The following is a 17445-nucleotide window of genomic DNA, read 5'->3' on the forward strand; positions in this document are numbered from 1 at the left end:
ATCGCAGGCAAGCCAGCTCCCACAAGGGAATCGACGTTTTTTACAGTTTATTGAGTGGGATCTTCAGGTAAACCACACCATTGTCTTCCGCCGGCGGCATATTCCCCGCCCGCACATTCACCTGAATCGCCGGCAGCAACAGCGTCGGCATTCCCAACCCGGCATCACGCTGGGTGCGCATCAGCACAAACGCTGCCTCATCCACACCGTCATGCACATGAATATTCCCCGCCCGCTGCTCGGCGACCGTGGTCAGGCACTTGGCTTCGCGACCTTCAGGCGGGTAGTCATGGCACACGTACAATTCCGTCTCCAAAGGAAAGGCCAGCAGCTTGCGCATCGAGGCATACAGCTGCCGCGCATCGCCGCCAGGGAAATCGCAACGCGCGGTACCCACATCCGGCATGAACAGCGTGTCGCCCACCAGGATCAAGCGACCGTCGATCAGGTACGCCATGTCGGCGGGAGTGTGGCCGGGCACGTGCAGCGCCTGGGCCTTCAAGTTGCCGATGTGAAAGATTTCATCCGGCGCAAACAGGTGATCGAACTGCGAGCCATCGACGCGAAATTCCGGTTCCAGGTTGAACAGGCGCTTGAACACATCCTGCACCTTGCTGATGGATTGGCCGATGGCGATTTTGCCGCCGAGCGTGCGGCGCAGGTAAGGCGCAGCGGACAGGTGATCGGCATGCGCATGGGTTTCCAGCAGCCACTGCACCTGCAAGCCGTGTTCACGCACGAACGCGATGACTTTATCGGCTTGGGTGGTTTCAGTGCGTCCGGACGCGGGATTGTAATTGAGTACCGAATCGACGATGGCGCACGGGCCGCCATCGTGTTCATAGATGACGTAGGTGAAGGTCGACGATGCCTCGTCCAGAAAGGCTTGAATCAACGCTGGCATGGCGGCGGTCCCCGGAAGCGAAAAAAGTGGTTACAATCAGTTTACGTTTACACATAATGTTTTGAGCTTAAGTGACATAAAGGACCCGAGGCAAATGGAATCTACTCTGAGTGAGGGCGAAGTCGCCCAGTTGCGTGCATCGGCGTCCAAGGCCTGCTCCTTGCTCAAGGCACTGGCCAATGAGGATCGCCTGTTGATCCTGTGCCAGTTGACCCAGGGCGAACGTAACGTCGGCGAGCTGGAAACCATGACCGGCGTGCGTCAGCCCACCCTGTCACAACAGTTGGGCATTTTGCGTGACGAAGGGTTGGTCGCCACCCGTCGGGAAGGTAAATACATTTTCTACGGGCTGGCCAGCCACGAAGTGATTCAAGTGATGAAGACCTTGTCCGGCTTGTACTGCGGCGCGGTCATAAAAAGCTGGGCGTGACGCCATACGGCAGCGACCCTTGTGTGCATTGACCTTAAAAGGCAAAAGACCATGACCGAGCAACACTGTGGACCGACCATCAGTGGCGACATCGTAGTCATCGGCGGCGGCTCGGCAGGCATCGGCCTGCTGGCCAGCCTGCTCAAACGCGACCCGCAGCTGAACATCACCCTGATCGAACCTAACGACTACCACTGCTATCAGCCGGCCTGGACGCTGGTCGGTGGCGGCGCCTACGACCTGAAAAAGACCCGACGGCCGTTGGCCGACGTACTGCCCAATGGCGTCGCCTGGGTGCAGGCCGCTGTCGCCGAGTTGCTGCCCGACGAGCACACCCTGGTGCTCGACAACGGCCAGCGCGTGACCTGGAACAACCTGATCGTGTGCCCTGGCCTGCGCCTGGCCTGGGAAAAAATCGACGGCCTGGAACAGACTCTTGGGCACAACGGCGTCACCTCCAATTACAGCTACGAGCATGCGGCCTACACCTGGCAGCTTGTTCAACAGTTGAAGAGCGGCAAGGCGATCTTTACCCAGCCAGCCATGCCGATCAAATGCGCAGGCGCGCCGCAAAAGGCCATGTACCTGTCCTGCGATCACTGGCTCAAGCAGGGCAACCTGAAAAATATCGACGTCGAATTCAACCTGGCCGGTGCCGCGCTGTTTGGCGTCGCGACCTTTGTGCCGCCGTTGATGAAGTACGTAGAGAAATACAACGCCCGCCTGGCGTTCAATGCCAACCTGGTCAAGGTCGATGGCCCGGCGCGCAAAGCCTGGTTTGAAGTCAAAGACGCCGAAGGCAAGGCCACCGTCGAAGAAAAGTCCTTCGACCTGTTGCACGTGGTTCCGCCGCAAGTGGCCCCGGACTTTATCCGCCAGAGCCCGTTGGCAGACCCTGCCGGTTGGTGCGAGGTGAACCCGCACAGCCTGCAACACCTGCGCTACCCGCACATCTTCGGCCTCGGCGATGTGTGCGGCACCACCAACGCCAAGACCGCTGCCGCGGTGCGCAAGCAGATTGTGGTGGTGGCCGAAAACCTGCTGGCCCTGCGCAAACAGGCGCCGCTGCCGCTCAAGTACGACGGCTATGGTTCCTGCCCGTTGACGGTGGAGAAGGGCAAGGTGGTGCTGGCCGAGTTCGGCTATGGCGGCAAGCTGCTGCCGACCTTCCCGCTGGACCCGACCCAGGCACGCCGCTCGATGTGGTTCCTCAAGGCCACGCTGCTGCCGTGGTTCTACTGGAACGGCATGCTCAAAGGCCGCGAGTGGCTGACCCGCCTGAGCAAGGTGGATTAAATGCTGCTGGCAAGTCTGTTGGGTTTATTGATGGGCCTGGTCATGGGCCTGACCGGTGCGGGCGGCGGCATTCTCGGCGTGCCGGCGTTGGTGCTGGGCCTGGGCTTGACCATGACCCAGGCGGCGCCGGTGTCGTTGCTCGCCGTGGGCGCAGCGGCGGCGGTCGGCGCCATTGACGGGTTGCGCCATGGCCTGGTGCGCTACCGCGCCGCGCTATTGATCGCGTTGCTCGGTGCGTTGTTCTCGCCGCTGGGCGTGTTTATTGCGCACCAGTTGCCCGAACACCTGCTGATGGGCCTGTTCAGCGCCTTGATGGTGCTGGTGGCCTGGCGCATGTTGCAACGCGAGAAGGTCGAGGCCGGGCCCAGCGACCATGGCGCTGCGTCCTGGGGCCAGAAAAACTGCATGCTCAACCAGCAGACCGGGCGCCTGGCCTGGACGGCCAAATGCAGCGCCACGTTGGCGGCTTTGGGGGCCGTGACTGGCGCGGTGTCGGGCTTGCTCGGCGTGGGCGGTGGCTTCCTGATCGTGCCGGCGTTCAAGCAACTGACCGATGTGCAGATGCGCGGGATTGTCGCCACCTCGTTGATGGTGATCAGCCTGATTTCGCTGATCGGCGTGGCTGGGTCGATGCAGGCCGGTGTGAGTATTGAGCCCATGGGCTGGGTGTTTATCGGTGCGAGTATTGTCGGTATGTTGGCCGGTCGGCGTTTGTGTTCGGTGATCCCGGCGCGGGCGTTGCAGATGGGGTTTGCCAGCCTGTGTGTGGTGGTGGCTGCGGGGATGCTGATAAAGGCTGCGCTCTGATCCTGATGTGCAACACAATTCAACTGTGGGAGGTGGGTTGCCTGAGAGGGTGGTCTTTTGGGGGTGTACATATCCGTTGCTGCGGTAACGGCTGCTTAGGGTTCCGCTCTTACAGCGGGTCACTTTTGGAAAGACCCAAAAGTAACCAAAAGGTCTTCGCCCCAACACTCGGTGCCTCGCTGTGGCTCGGCATGCCCGCAATCCGCCAGTGATTTGGGGGGCCGCCGCCACGCGCCATCCATGGCGCGGGGCGGCTAAACCGGCATCCCTGCCGGTTTACCCCCCAAATCACTGTCGAATTCCGGCCATCGTGTTTGACGGGGCGATTTCAGATCAAGATCAAAAGCGCAGATCAAAAGACCGCTGACTTCGTCATCGAAAAGGATGTAAGGGCCACAGCAACAGCAACAGCAACAGCAGAGCCATACTCGGTCAAAGGTGGGAGCTGGCTTGCCTGCGATGGCCTCAACTTGTTGTACCTGACACACCGAGGTGTCTGCATCGCAGGCAAGCCAGCTCCCACAGAAAAGCAGCTCTTCAGTGCATGCAAATCCGCTTAAGGTTGGATGCGGTCAACTGTGGGAGCGGGCTTGCTCGCGAATGCGGTGGGTCAGTTACAGATGAATTGACTGGCACACCGCATTCGCGAGCAAGCCCGCTCCCACATTTAGACTGTGTTGCATCAGGTAGATAGGCTGTTGCTTTGCACTTGATCTGGCTTTTGATTCAACCACTCAGGTCGGCTTTCAGGCCGCCGTGCTCTGCTTTTGATCTTGATTTTGATCTGAGGCGCCCCGTCAACCACGATGGCCGAACGCAGGCTTGAATCCGTGGGTAACCCGGCAGGACGCCGGGTTAGCCGCGCTGGGCCAGGGATGGCCCATCGCGGCGGCCCACGGATTCAAGCCGGAGTGAGGGCACACCGAGCCAGAGCGAGGTGCCGAGTGGTGGGGCACAGACCTTTTGGTTACTTTTGGGGCGTTTGCCAAAAGTGACCCGCTGTAAGAGCGGAACCATAGGCCGCCGTTACCCAAATAACGGATATGTACACCAACAACCCGCCCCAGCAGAAAACCCAGCCCCCACAGTTTTGACCATGCCCGCACGAGACATGGCAAGATGAACGCCTCTCAGGTTTACTGGTCCCTGAGTAACGGATTCACCGACCTTGCACGTCGGCTCATCAAGGTCATGCGATGGATAAATACACCCCCCACACCTGGCAACCCCACGAGCGGCCGAGCCTGCCTGGCTCTCCGTCGACGCCGCTGCACCCTACGCACAAGCGCTGGCTGTTCGCGTTGGTCGGGATCCTGGTGGCAATTACCGGCGGGCTCGGCAACGCCCTGGTGATCGCCAACCTGCAATACCTGCAAGGCGCACTGGGCGCCACCACCGCAGAAATGGCCTGGCTGCCGGCCGCCTATGTGATGACCAACGTGTGCATGAACCTGCTGCTGGTGAAGTTTCGCCAACAGTTCGGCCTGCGGGCGTTTACCGAGGTGTTTCTGGTGCTGTATGCGCTGGTGACCTTCGGCCATTTGTTCGTCAATGACTTGAGTTCGGCGATTGCAGTGCGGGCGGCGCATGGCATGGTTGGCGCGGCGCTGAGTTCGTTGGGCTTGTACTACATGATCCAGGCGTTCCCGGCCAAGTGGCGGCTCAAAGCCTTGGTGCTGGGCTTGGGCACCGCACAGTTGGCGTTGCCGCTGGCGCGCTTGTTCTCCGAAGACTTGCTGCAAATTGCCGAATGGCGCGGGCTGTACCTGTTCGAACTGGGCATGGCGCTGATCTGCCTGGGCTGCGTGTTCATGCTCAAACTGCCGCCCGGCGACCGCTTCAAAACCTTTGAAAAACTCGACTTCCTCACCTTTGCCATTCTCGCCAGCGGCGTGGCGTTGCTCTGTGCGGTGCTGTCGTTGGGGCGCATCGACTGGTGGCTGGAAGCGCCCTGGATCGGCGTGGCCTCGGCCTGTTCGCTGGTGTTGATCATGGCCGGCCTGGCCATTGAGCATAACCGCGCCAACCCGATGTTGATGACGCGCTGGCTCGGCAGCGGGGCGATGATTCGCCTGGCGCTGGCGGTGGTGCTGATTCGCATGGTGCTGTCCGAGCAGTCCACCGGCGCGGTGGGCTTTATGCAGATGCTGAACATGAGCTACCAGCAGATGCACACCCTTTACGTGGTGATGCTGGCCGGGGCGATTGCCGGGCTGGTGGTCAGCGCGCTGACGATCAACCCGGCGCACTTGCTGATGCCGTTGATCATCTCCCTGGCGCTGATGGCCACAGGCTCGGTGATGGACAGTTTCTCCAGCAACCTCACCCGCCCGCAAAACCTGTATATCAGCCAGTTCCTGCTAGGCTTTGGCGGCACCTTCTTCCTGGGGCCGACCATGGTGCTGGGCACTAAAAACGTTCTGACCAACCCGCGCAACCTGGTGAGCTTCTCGGTGATGTTCGGCATCTGCCAGAACCTCGGCGGCCTGATTGGTGCGGCGTTGCTGGGCACGTTTCAGATCGTGCGGGAGAAATACCACTCCAGCATGATCGTCGAACACCTGACCCTGCTCGACCCACGTGTGGCGGCGCGGGTGCAGAGCGGCGGCTCGGCCTACGGCAGTGTGGTTGCCGACCCGGAACTGCGCAACCTCATGGGCATTCGCAGCCTGGCCACGGCGGCCACGCGCGAGGCGAATGTGATGGCCTACAACGATGTATTCATGCTGATCGCGATCATCGCAATCCTCACCATGCTCTGGATCTTCACCCGCAGCCTGTGGCTGATGAGTACCACCAAAGCAGCAGCCCCACCCGTTCAACCCAGCGGCGTTACTTCATGACCGAAACCACCACCACTACCACCAACGCCATCGCCTCCACCCCGGAAGGCACGTCACCACCGGGCTCGACCGTCACGGAGCCGCGCTCGCTGCGGGTGCGCATCGTCTCGTCGCTGGGCTTTGCCGCGATTGCCATCGTCGGTGTGTTGATCGTGCTGTACGCCTGGCAATTGCCGCCGTTCAGCAGTGCGGTGGAAACCACCGAGAACGCACTGGTGCGTGGCCAGGTGACGATTATCGGCCCGCAACTGAGCGGCTATGTGTATGAAGTGCCGGTGCAGGACTTCCAGTACGTCAAGGCCGGCGACCTGCTGGTGCGCCTGGATGACCGCATCTACAAGCAGCGTCTTGATCAGGCGCTGGCGCAATTGGCGGTGCAGAAAGCCTCCTTGGCCAATGTGGTGCAGCAGCGCAACAGCGCCGAAGCCACCATCAAACTGCGCCAGGCGGCGCTGGTGGATAGCCAGGCCCAGGCACGCAAAAGCACTGCGGACCTGCGTCGTAATGAAGAGTTGATCAGCGATGGCTCGGTGTCCAAGCGCGAGCTGGACGTGACCCGCGCCGCGAACGCGCAGACCATCGCAGCGGTGGCCCAGGCCCAGGCCAATCTGGAAATCGCCCGGCAGGATTTGCAAACCGTGATCGTCAATCGCGGCTCCCTCGAAGCGGCGGTGGCCAGTGCCGATGCGGCCGTGGAACTGGCGCGTATCGACCTGTCCAACACCCGCATCATTGCGCCGCGTGACGGCCAGCTGGGGCAGATCGGCGTGCGCCTGGGCGCCTACGTCAACTCCGGCGCGCAGTTGATGGCGCTGGTGCCGCCGCAGTTGTGGGTGATCGCCAATATGAAAGAAACCCAGATGGACAATGTGCAGGTCGGCCAGCCGGTGACGTTCACCGTGGATGCGCTCAACCACCGCAAGTTTCACGGCACGGTGCAGCATATTTCCCCGGCAACCGGCTCGGAATTCAGCCTGCTGCAGGCGGATAATGCCACCGGCAACTTTGTGAAGATCGCCCAGCGGGTGCCGGTGCGGATCACGGTGGACCCGGATCAGGCCGAGAGCGAGCGCCTGCGGCCGGGGTTGTCGGTGGTGGTGAGTATCGACACGGCGGGCCGCCTGAAAAACAGCCCGCCTTGACACGCCGAGGATCAAAATGTGGGAGCTGGCTTGCCTGCGATAGCGGTCTATCAGGCACAGGTGTGTAAGCTGATCCACCGCCATCGCGGGCAAGCCCGGCTCCCACAGGGTTTTTTGGGGTTATAAAGGTTGGTATTTCAGGGTGAAATCGAGTTGGGTTGATTGGCCTTGCTCGAGCAGCTTCAGCCCCGGCCGCCCAGGCAGGTGATGCGCATTCACCGGATGACTCACCGGCTCGATGCAAAAGAACCCCAACCCCGGCGGGCAGAACAGCAGGAAGTAATCGGCGCCGCTGGCCTGGCACTCCAGGGCATAGCCCAGCTCCGGCTGTTCAATGCGGCAATGCCCGTCCCACTGGCAAAACCCATTGTCCACCAGGCCTTGCGGCAGCCCCTTGAGCTGAGTGAAATCCCATTCGGCAGGCACCGCCGCCAACCCGGTTGGCAGCTTGGATGCATCACTCATCCACACCTGGGACGCCTTGGCCTGCAACCGCGTGCCCGGCCTGCGTGGCAAGTACGGATGCAACCCCAGGCCGTGCCACGCGGCGTCTTCGGCCAGGTGCGTCACGCGCAATTCGAGACTCAGTTCGCCGCCACGTAAGCGAAACCGCTGGTCGGCGCGATAGGCGAACGGCGTCTCGCACGCCACCGTCAGCACCACCTCATCCGCCGTCTGGCTTACCACCTGCCACGCCTGTTGCCAGGCCGAACCGTGAATCGGCAGCGGATCGAGCGGGCTGTTGGGCGTGAGTGCCAGCCAGCCGCCGGGGTTGTCGAAACCGCCTTGGGCCACTCGATTGGACCACGGCGCCAGCGGGTAACACGCCAGCTTGCCCGGCAGCCCGGTGTTCAACGCCGCTTCGTCGCTAGGGCGCAACAGCGGCTGCCCGGTGGCGCGCACCGTCCAGTTGACGATGCTGCCACCCACGGCCGGGGCGAGGGTGAGACGGGTCAGGTTGTCTTCCAGTTCTATCATCAGAGCACCAGCCCAGGAAGCCACAGGGACAACGCGGGAATGTAGGTGACCGCCATCAAGACCAGGAACAGTACCGCATAAAACGGCAGCAACGCCGCCACGGTTTTCTCGATACTGACCTTGCCCACCGCCGCGCCCACGAACAGCACCGCGCCCACTGGCGGAGTGATCAGGCCGATGCCGAGGTTCACCAGCATGATCATGCCGAAGTGCACCGGGTCGACACCGATACCGAGGATCACCGGCAGCAGGATCGGCGTGAGGATCAAAATCAGCGGCGCCATGTCCATCACCGTACCGAGCAACAGCAGCATGACGTTGATGCACATCAGGATCACGTAGCGGTTGTCCGACAGAGTCAGGAACAGCGTGGTGATCTTCGCCGGGATCTGCATCAGGGTCATGATGTAGCCGAAGCTGGCCGCGAAGGCGATCAGGATCATCACAATGGAAATGGTGCGCACCGTGCGGTGCATCAGCTTGGGCAGCTCGCGCCATTTGTAGTCGCGGTAGATGAACATGGTCACGAAAAATGCCCAGAGCACGGCAATCGCGGCCGACTCGGTGGCAGTGAAAATGCCCGAGAGGATGCCGCCGAGAATGATCACCATGGCCATCAAGCCCCAGAGTGCATCGGCGCAGATTTTCAGCGCCTGTTTCAGCGGGATGACCTCGCCCTTGGGGTAATTGCGCTTTTTCGCGAAGATCAGGCACAGCACCATCAGGCACGCGCTCATCAGCAGCCCAGGCACCACGCCGGCCATGAACAATGAGGCAATCGAGACCGTGCCGCCGGCTGCCAGGGAGTAGAGCACCGAGTTGTGGCTGGGCGGCGTCAGCAAGGCCTGCACCGAGCCGCTGACCGTAACGGCGGTGGAGAACTCGCGTGGATAACCCTGGCGCTCCATTTCCGGGATCAACACCGAGCCGACCGAGGCGGTGTCGGCCACCGACGATCCGGAAATCGCGCCAAAAAACGTTGACGCCACGATGTTCACCAACGACAGGCCACCGCGCACAAACCCCACCAGCACCCCGGCAAATGCCACCAGGCGTCGCGACATGCCGCCCTCGGCCATGATCGCCCCGGCCAGCACAAAGAACGGAATCGCCATCAGCGAAAACTTGTTCACCCCACCCGCGACCTGAATCATCAAGGCCTGGAACGGGATGTCGATCCACCACGCGCCGATCAGCGCCGACAGCCCGAGGGCGTAGGCCACCGGCATGCCGATCAGGATCAAGGCGATAAAACTGCCCAGCAGTATCAATGCGTCCATCAGGCAGCCCCTTCGTTTTCTTCAACCAGGTCGAAGCGCACCACACGGCGCTGGCTCTGGTCACCGAACAAGAGTTTTTCCAGCACGAACACCAGCGTCAGCAGCCCGCCAATCGGGATCGGCATATAGGTGATGCCCACACGCAGGGTGGGGATCGCGCTCATGAACTGGTTCCAGGTGGACAGGCACAGCTTGCTGCCCCAGACGGTCATGAACAGGCAGATGGTGGCCATCAGCAGTTGCGTGATAACACTGACGATTTGCCGTTGGCGCGCTGGCAGGCGGTCGGTGACCACGGCCACCGACATATGCGCGCCGGCACGGTAACTGGCCGCCGCGCCGACAAACGTGAACACCAGCATCAGCAGAATGGCGGTGGGCTCCGGCCAGCTTGCACCGGTGCCGAGGATGTAGCGGGCGAAGATGCCCCAGGGGATGATCAGCGCGACCCCGAGCACCGAGAGGCCGGCGACCCAGATGCAGGTCATGTAAATGCGGTCGTTGATGCGCAGCACAAAATTCTTCATGGCGTTCACCGTAACCGGGCGCGTCGATGCCGACCGCGCCGGGCCTGACTAAAGGGAAGGGTGATTACTCGACCGCGTCGATGCGCTTGATGATGTCGGCGTAAGCCGCACCGTACTTGGCGCGAACCGCTGCGGTGGCGTCATAGAAGGGTTTTTTGTCGACAGTGATGAACTCGACGCCGGCAGCCTTAAGTTTGGTTTCGCTGCTGGCGGACTTGGCGTCCCACAGCGCGCGCTCATCTTGCTGGGCGACCTTGGCGGCTTTTTTCACCAGGTCTTGCTGGGCAGGCGTGAGTTTGTTCCAGGTGATTTTTGACATCACGATGGGTTCGGGCAGGATCAAGTGTTCGGTGAGGGTGTAGAACTTGGCGTTCTGGAAGTGGTTGTGCTCCAGCAACGTCGGCGGGTTGTTTTCCGCGCCGTCGATGACGCCGGTCTGCAAGGCGCTGAAGATTTCGCCGGTGTCCATGGCAATGCCGTTGGCGCCCATCGCGTTGAAGGCTTCGATGAAGATCGGGTTGCCCTGAACACGAATTTTCATGCCCTTGAGGTCTTCGATCTTGCGCACCGGCTTCTTGGTGTAAAGGTTGCGCGTGCCCCCGTCCATCCAGGCCAGGGCCACCAGGCCGAACTCGGAGTCGGTGATCTTGGCGAGGATTTCATCGCCGATCTCGCCGTCGATGATTTTGCGCATATGCGCCTGGTCGCGGAACACGAACGGCAAGTTGAACACGTTCACGTCCGGCACCACCGGCCCGACAATGCCGAGGCTGACGCGGGTCATCTGCACCGCGCCGACCTGGGCCTGTTCGACCACTTCTTTTTCGGAGCCCAGGACACCGCCCGGGAAGTATTTGAAGGTCAGTTCGCCGTTGCTGGCTTTGGTCAGGGCCTTGCCCATGTTCTCTTCGGCAACGACAGTGGGGTAGCCGGCGGGGTGGATGTCGGCGAATTTGATTTCCAGCGCGTGGGCGGCGGTGCTGAGGGTAAAGCATGCAGCGGCGAGCAAAGTGCGTTTGAAGTCCATGGGGTGTCACTCCTGTCTTATTGTTGTTGTATTCAAGGCACAGCGATGCAGCTAGAGGGTGAACGTGGGCTCCGGCAATCCGCTGACGCCGGGGTTGAGGGCAAACACGCCGCCGGCGACCGACTGCTCACTGTGGTCATCACGGATCGAGGTGACGAACAAGGTGTCCAGCCGGCTGCCGCCGAAGGCGCACATGGTAGGTTTTTTGACGGGCACGTTGAGGGAGCGGTCCAGGCGGCCATCCGGGGTGAAGCGGTGAATCAGCCCGGCGTCGTTGGCGCAGATCCAGTAGCAGCCGTCAGCGTCGACCGCCGCGCCATCGGGGCGCCCGAGGAATTGATGCATGTCGACAAATACCCGGCGGTTGGACGGCGTGCCGGTGTCGGTGTCGTAATCGAAAGCCCAGATTTGCTGCACCATCGGGTGTGAATCCGAGGCGTACATCGTGCGGCCGTCCGGGCTGAAGGCCAGGCCGTTGAGGGTGATGAACCCGTTCAGTTGCGCATGGGGCGCGGCGCCTGACGCATAGCGGTAAAGGGTGCCTTCGGCCGCATTCAAGCCCATGTTCAGCACCATGCTGCCGGCCCAGAAACGGCCCTGGCGATCACAGCGGCCATCGTTGAGGCGCATGTCCGGGCGCGGGTGTTCGACACTCGCCAGAGGCGTGGTGTCGAGGCTGCCGTCGTGATGCGGGGTGAGTTGGAAAAACCCGCTTTCCATGCCCGCAAGCCAATTGCCCGCGTCGGTGCGGGCAATACAGGCAAGCATCTGCGGGGCTTTCCAGGCGGCCACGTGGCCGGTGGCGGCGTTCCAGCGTTGCAGGCCGCCGTTGGGGATGTCCACCCAGTACAGCGCGTTTTCCTGCGGCACCCACACCGGGCATTCGCCCACGGCATTGCGGGCATCGACGATCAGTTCAGCGGTCATGGCAACTCATTCCCTTGGGTTGATGTGCGTTCAGTCACCAAACGGCCCCGCCGCGCAGAACGCGCCGCCCTGGTAGATCGCGGCCGGGTCGTCGGCGGCCACTGGCGGCTGGGTTTCGACCTTGGCGCGGAACACTTCGGAGCTGTCCTTGGGCGCAAAACCCAGGTGCGCGGCGTAACGGTTGTCCCACCAGGTATCGAGGTTATTCGACATGCCGTAGACCACGGTGTGGCCCACATTCGGCGTGTACAGCGCGCGCTCGAGCAGTTGGGTCAGGTCATCGAAACTCAGCCAGGTGTGCATCATCCGGCGGTTCTGGGGTTCCGGGAACGAGGAGCCGATACGGATGCTCACGGTCTCGATGCCGTAGCGGTCGAAGTAGAAGCTGGCCATGTCTTCGCCATAGGACTTGGACAGGCCGTAGTAGCTGTCCGGGCGACGTGGGGAGTGGGCGTCGATGTGTTCGTCCTGCTTATAGAAGCCGATCACATGGTTGGAGCTGGCGAAGATCACGCGTTTCACGCCATGGCGGCGGGCGGCTTCGTAGATATGGAAAATGCCGCTGATGTTAGCGCCCAGCACCTCTTCGAAAGAGCGCTCCACCGACACACCACCGAAATGCAGGATGGCATCGACGCCTTCCACCAAGTGGTGCACGGCTTGTTTGTCGGCCAGGTCACAGGGTCGCACTTCTTCGAACTCGCCGGCCGCCGGGGCCATGTTGGCGATGTCCGACAGGCGCAATACCTGGGCATAAGGGCGCATGCGTTCGCGCAAGACTTTGCCCAGGCCGCCGGCAGCACCGGTGAGCAGCAGGCGGTTGAAGGGAGCAGGCGTGGTGGTGGTCATGGGAATTCCATTGTTGTTGTAGGTTGTCGTATGACTTGGTGGAAGTATCGTTTTGGATTCCCTGGATTGTCAACGCCCTTGCAGGCAAGTGGCGCTCAAAAGGTGGGAGCTGGCTTGCCTGCGATTGCGGTCCGCTAACTGACATTTCTTTTGCTGATACTCCGCTATCGCAGGCAAGCCAGCTCCCACACAAGCGGGCTGCCACAAATGCCGGTTCCTGCAGGGGGCGCGTTACAGCAACGAGATCGGGTAGCTGACAAAGATCCGATTCTCATCAAACTCGTTGTTGCTGAAATCCCGACGCATGGTCGAGTTGCGCCAGCGCACATTCAAATCCTTCAGTGTGCCGCTCTGCACCGTGTAGGCCAGCTCCGACTCGCGACCCCATTCCTTGCCATCGGTGATGGCGCCGGTGTGCACGTTATTGCCGCTGATGTACCGGTTCATCATGGTCAGCCCCGGAATGCCGAGCACCACGAAGTTGAAGTCATGGCGTATCTGCCAGGATTTTTCCTTGGCATTGTCGTAGCTGGCGTTGTAGCTGTCGTTGGCCAGGGTGCCGCCGCTGGTGCCGTTGACCCGCATCCATACGCTGTCGCCGGTGAGTTTTTGCAGGCCTACATAGAAGGCGTTGCCTTTGTATTTGGCCGAGAGCAGGGCGGAATAGGTTTTGTTGTCGAGGTTACCGGCCAGCGCGCTGCCGTCTTCCTTGCCATTGAAAAACCCGAGGTTGGCGCCAAAGGTCCAGTCGCCGACCGGCTGGCTGTGGGTCAGGTTCAGGTACTGCTGCTGGTAGATGTCGGTGAGTTCGGCGTACCACACGCCGACCTGGGTGCGTTTGTCGTTGAAGGTGTATTCGCCGCCACCGAAGTTGAAACGGTCGGAGGTGAACGCCGCTTTGCCGTTCATGAACATGTCTTCCATGCTCGCGTCGTTGCGCGGGCTGTTGCCGCGAAACTGGCCGCCGTAGAGCGTCAGCCCGGCGATTTCATTGGAGGTGACCTGGCCGCCACGGAAGGTTTGCGGCAAGGAGCGGCCGTCGTCCGAGCGCAGGATCGGCAGCACCGGCATCCATTCGCCGACCTTCAGTTCGGTTTTTGACAGCCGGGTTTTCAGCGCTACGCCCAGGCGTCCGAAATTGTCGGCAGGGCGGCCGTCGCTATGGATCGGCAATAGCTGCGTGCCACCGGTGCCCTTGCCGCCGTCGAGCTTCTGCGAATACAGGCCCAGCACGTCAATCCCGAAGCCCACGGTGCCTTGGGTAAAGCCGGATTTGGCGTCGAGAATGAAGTTCTGCGTCCATTCCTCGGCCTTGGCCTGTGGGTACGTGGGGTTGGTGAAGTTGCGATTGAAGTAGGCGTTGCGCAGGTTGAGCGTGGCTTTGGCATCGTCGAGAAAACCCTCGGCCTGGGCGCTGAGGGGCAGGGCGAGTGCCAGGCTGCTGAAGCTGATAAGACCGAGACGCGAGGAGGAATTACGGGCGAATTGAGGCACAGTGAAGCTCCCTTTCGTTTTGTTGTTTTTATTATTTGTTATACGTTGTCGTACAACATTGCGAGGGATATTTGCGGGGTTTTCGGGGCCTGTCAAGTAGAAGTTATACGATGACTAAGTCTGCATCGGTCAAAAGTGGGCACGGTCCATGTGGGACCTGGCTTGCCTGCGAATGCGGTATGTCAGTCGAAAAATAGAGTGACTGGTCCACCGCATTCGCGAGCAAGCCCGCTCCCACATTTTGACCGAGTTCGACTGGAGCTTTGCGTGGGGTCAGCCAGCCATCACCATTGGCGGCAAGGTACCCAGCAGGGACACCGCGGCTACTGCTGCAATACCCAACACCCATTCGAGCATCACACTGGCCTTCAAACTGCCCACTCGCTCCTCACAGCGCTCGATACGCAACCGGTTCAACAGCGCCAGCGCCAACATGCCCAGTACCAGCAGCACCTTGATCAACAGAATCAGTGCAAACCCGTTGAACAGCGGCGTGGGCCACAGCTGCCCGGTCAGCACCCGAACATTGATCAGGCCCGTCACCAGCAAACCGGCAACCAGGCCATAACCCACACCGCTGAAGCGCTTGAGGATCGGCTCCAGCCCAGGCTTTGGCGACAGCCGCAGGATCAGCACCAGCAACAACAACCCGCCCAGCCAGGCGCCGACGCACACCAGGTGCACCACCTGATTGAGGATCAGCAATTGCCCGCTCAGCCCATTGAGCATGGCGCCATGGCCGACCGGGGCCAAGGTCGCCAATAGCAGTGCGGTCAACGGCAGGCGCAAGGCCGGCCAGGGTTTGATCAACACCACCACCAGCAGCAGGTTCAGCAACAAATGCCAAACCCATACCTGGCCGAAAAAGGTTTTGCCCAGCACCAACTGCACGGTGGCCGGTTGCAGCGCCGCATCCCAACTGCCCGCCATGCTGGCTGTGATCAACAGTAACCAGGCCACGCCGGAGAGCAACCCCAGCCAGGCCAGCGCGCGGGTGATGCGCAACAGTTGTCGGTCCAGTGCCGGGTGCGCGCCGAGCAGCCAGGGCCTGAAGGCACAGGCCCCGAACATCAACAGCACGACGATGAAATGCACGAAGCGGCACAGCACCAGCAGGGTTGCCATCGGTTATTGGCCGACCTTGAAGCTGTATTCACCGTTGCTCTTGTGGGTGTCGACCGAGACGGCGTTCCACACCACCTTGTAGTTGCCGGCCGCCAGCGGCGCGGCAGGTGTGACGACCAGGGTTTTCTTGTCGGCGTCCGGGGTTTCCAGGCCTTTGATGGCGACTTCGGTGCCGTCTTTGCTCAGGGACACTTTGGTGAAGGTGGCTTCGACGCCTTCGCTGAAGCTCAGGCGCAGGTCGGCAGGCGCGGCAACCGTGCTGTCGGCCGCCGGTGTCGAACTTTTAAGGTGGGCGTGGGCGAATGCTGCCGAGGCACCCAGCAGGGAGGCGAGCAGGGTCACGGTGGTCAGGGCTTTCTTGATCAACATTGTTCAGTACCTTCAAGTCAGGGAGTCGGTAACGCCATGTGCAACAAGGGAAAGGGTTTGCCTTCGCCATCCAGCGGCGAGCGCGCGACCTGGATAAAACCATAATGCCGATAGAAACCCACGGCCTGCGGGTTTTGTTCGTTGACGTCCACGGTCAGCGTGTCGTGACGGGCGCGGGCGTGGTCGAGCAATTGGCGGCCGACGCCCTGGCCACGGCGCTCGGGGTCGATAAACAGCATTTCGACGTTATGCCCGCCGGTGCCGATAAAACCGGCGATGCCGTGGTGGTCTTCATACACCCACACGTCGAGGGCCGGCATTGGCAGGTAGGTGTCGCGCACCAGCGGCAGCAAACGCTGAATGTCATCCTCGGGGAGGAAGTCATGGGTGGCCCGCACCGAGCGCTCCCACAGTGCTCCCAGCACCGGGTCGTCGGCGGCCACGCGAGGTCGAATAGTCATTGCAATGATCCTTCAAGTTGACCGCGATCCTAACCAATCCGTTTTTGGCGGGAAAGGTTCGCGTAGGAAGTTTCATCACTTGGCGGCCAACCGCAGCCTTTTGATCCGGTACATGTCGCTGTCTGCGTGGCTGAGCAGGGTATCGGCATCTGCGCCGTCGGCCGGGTAAAACGCCACGCCCACACTGCACGACGGCATCTTGACCGGGCCAAACTCAGCGCCCAACGGCTCGGCCATGGCCGCGAGTATCTGCGCCACTTTGCTGCTGACCGCTTCGTGTGACTGCACATCGGTCAGCAACACCGTGAATTCATCACCGCCCATGCGTGCCACCAGGTCGCTTTCACGCACGCAGCCTTCCAGCCGCCGTGCAATCACGCAGAGCACGCGGTCGCCCACGGCGTGGCCGTGCACATCGTTGATGCCCTTGAAGTCATTGACGTCCAGAAACAGCAATGCCAGCCGGGTGTTATCACGCCGTGCGGTTTGCAGGGCCGACGCCAGGCCGTCGTTGAACAACGAGCGGTTAGTGAGGGCCGTCAATGGGTCATGGTGGGCGAGGAAGCGCAGTTCCTCCTCGGCCTGGGTGAGGGCCGTCACGTCCCGCGCCACGCCGATGCGCGCGCCGACTTCTTCGGACCAGAAGGCTGCCCACAGAATGTGCACCACGCTGCCATCCTTGCGCAGATAACGGTTGCGAAAGTCCACATGGGGCCGGCCATTCATGACCCGCACAATCGAGGCCCGCGTGCGCGCCAGGTCTTCGGGGTGCATGTAGTCGGTAATGGGCGTGCCGGTCAGTTCATCGGCGCGGTAACCGAGCAGGGCTTCGCAGGCATCGCTGACAAACACGATCAGGTTGTCACTGTCGACCACGAAGACCGTGTCCAGCATCAGGTGGATCAATTTCGGGTAGAGGGCGTGCAGGTCAACGGCCATAGGTCTGGGGTGTCCGGTTCAGATGCGCCGATCATAGCCCGATCACG

Annotated in this window: 17 protein-coding genes; 5 read left to right on the forward strand and 12 right to left on the reverse strand. The window is 61.4% G+C overall.

What is annotated here, in order from left to right:
• Nucleotides 1-40: 40 nt before the first annotated feature.
• Nucleotides 41-904, reverse strand: coding sequence for an MBL fold metallo-hydrolase (locus tag QF043_RS09555; protein WP_307418302.1), 864 nt, complete (start codon nucleotides 902-904; stop codon nucleotides 41-43).
• A 94-nt stretch (nucleotides 905-998) separates the two neighbouring features.
• Here QF043_RS09555 and QF043_RS09560 point away from each other — a divergent pair, with 94 nt between their 5' ends.
• From QF043_RS09560 to QF043_RS09580, 5 genes are all read left to right on the forward strand, one after another.
• Nucleotides 999-1334 carry a helix-turn-helix transcriptional regulator gene (locus QF043_RS09560; protein ID WP_017136253.1) on the forward strand — a complete coding sequence of 112 codons (336 nt, stop codon included), beginning with the start codon at nucleotides 999-1001 and terminating at the stop codon, nucleotides 1332-1334.
• A 51-nt stretch (nucleotides 1335-1385) separates the two neighbouring features.
• The gene (locus QF043_RS09565; protein WP_307418303.1) at nucleotides 1386-2630 is read left to right on the forward strand and encodes an FAD/NAD(P)-binding oxidoreductase; all 1245 of its coding nucleotides are present in this window, start codon (nucleotides 1386-1388) and stop codon (nucleotides 2628-2630) included.
• Complete coding sequence (locus QF043_RS09570; protein WP_307418304.1) at nucleotides 2631-3437, forward strand: sulfite exporter TauE/SafE family protein; 807 nt, start codon at nucleotides 2631-2633, stop codon at nucleotides 3435-3437. It abuts the gene before it with no gap.
• A 1196-nt stretch (nucleotides 3438-4633) separates the two neighbouring features.
• Nucleotides 4634-6280 carry an MFS transporter gene (locus tag QF043_RS09575; protein WP_307418305.1) on the forward strand — a complete coding sequence of 549 codons (1647 nt, stop codon included), beginning with the start codon at nucleotides 4634-4636 and terminating at the stop codon, nucleotides 6278-6280.
• Nucleotides 6277-7422 (forward strand): HlyD family secretion protein, encoded by a 1146-nt coding sequence (locus QF043_RS09580; RefSeq protein ID WP_307418306.1) that lies wholly within the window; start codon nucleotides 6277-6279, stop codon nucleotides 7420-7422. The genes QF043_RS09575 and QF043_RS09580 overlap by 4 nt, the downstream gene beginning before the upstream one ends.
• Before the next feature lie 120 nt (nucleotides 7423-7542).
• Here the strand turns inward: QF043_RS09580 and QF043_RS09585 are convergent, their stop codons facing one another.
• The 11 genes from QF043_RS09585 to QF043_RS09635 form a co-directional block, all read right to left on the reverse strand.
• A complete protein-coding gene (locus tag QF043_RS09585; protein WP_307418307.1) occupies nucleotides 7543-8400 on the reverse strand; it encodes an aldose 1-epimerase in 858 nt (285 codons plus the stop codon).
• Nucleotides 8400-9680, reverse strand: a complete 1281-nt coding sequence (locus QF043_RS09590) for a TRAP transporter large permease (RefSeq protein WP_307418308.1) — start codon at nucleotides 9678-9680, stop codon at nucleotides 8400-8402. The genes QF043_RS09585 and QF043_RS09590 overlap by 1 nt, the downstream gene beginning before the upstream one ends.
• A complete protein-coding gene (locus QF043_RS09595; protein WP_307418309.1) occupies nucleotides 9680-10207 on the reverse strand; it encodes a TRAP transporter small permease in 528 nt (175 codons plus the stop codon). The genes QF043_RS09590 and QF043_RS09595 overlap by 1 nt, the downstream gene beginning before the upstream one ends.
• 64 nt (nucleotides 10208-10271) lie before the next feature.
• Nucleotides 10272-11234 carry a TRAP transporter substrate-binding protein gene (locus QF043_RS09600; protein ID WP_307418310.1) on the reverse strand — a complete coding sequence of 321 codons (963 nt, stop codon included), beginning with the start codon at nucleotides 11232-11234 and terminating at the stop codon, nucleotides 10272-10274.
• 51 nt (nucleotides 11235-11285) lie between these two features.
• A complete protein-coding gene (locus QF043_RS09605; RefSeq protein WP_307418311.1) occupies nucleotides 11286-12161 on the reverse strand; it encodes an SMP-30/gluconolactonase/LRE family protein in 876 nt (291 codons plus the stop codon).
• A gap of 30 nt (nucleotides 12162-12191) precedes the next feature.
• The gene (locus QF043_RS09610; RefSeq protein WP_307418312.1) at nucleotides 12192-13010 is read right to left on the reverse strand and encodes an NAD(P)-dependent oxidoreductase; all 819 of its coding nucleotides are present in this window, start codon (nucleotides 13008-13010) and stop codon (nucleotides 12192-12194) included.
• 231 nt (nucleotides 13011-13241) lie between these two features.
• Complete coding sequence (locus QF043_RS09615) at nucleotides 13242-14504, reverse strand: OprD family porin (protein ID WP_305454181.1); 1263 nt, start codon at nucleotides 14502-14504, stop codon at nucleotides 13242-13244.
• A 273-nt stretch (nucleotides 14505-14777) separates the two neighbouring features.
• Nucleotides 14778-15629 (reverse strand): copper homeostasis membrane protein CopD, encoded by an 852-nt coding sequence (copD, locus tag QF043_RS09620; protein ID WP_307418313.1) that lies wholly within the window; start codon nucleotides 15627-15629, stop codon nucleotides 14778-14780.
• A 3-nt stretch (nucleotides 15630-15632) separates the two neighbouring features.
• Nucleotides 15633-15998 (reverse strand): copper homeostasis periplasmic binding protein CopC, encoded by a 366-nt coding sequence (gene copC / locus QF043_RS09625; protein ID WP_307418314.1) that lies wholly within the window; start codon nucleotides 15996-15998, stop codon nucleotides 15633-15635.
• A 17-nt stretch (nucleotides 15999-16015) separates the two neighbouring features.
• Complete coding sequence (locus tag QF043_RS09630; RefSeq protein WP_305454178.1) at nucleotides 16016-16459, reverse strand: GNAT family N-acetyltransferase; 444 nt, start codon at nucleotides 16457-16459, stop codon at nucleotides 16016-16018.
• 75 nt (nucleotides 16460-16534) lie between these two features.
• Nucleotides 16535-17398 carry a GGDEF domain-containing protein gene (locus QF043_RS09635; RefSeq protein WP_307418315.1) on the reverse strand — a complete coding sequence of 288 codons (864 nt, stop codon included), beginning with the start codon at nucleotides 17396-17398 and terminating at the stop codon, nucleotides 16535-16537.
• Nucleotides 17399-17445 lie beyond the last annotated feature (47 nt).

The organism is Pseudomonas sp. W3I7, assembly GCF_030816095.1.
Lineage (GTDB): Bacteria > Pseudomonadota > Gammaproteobacteria > Pseudomonadales > Pseudomonadaceae > Aquipseudomonas > Aquipseudomonas salomonii.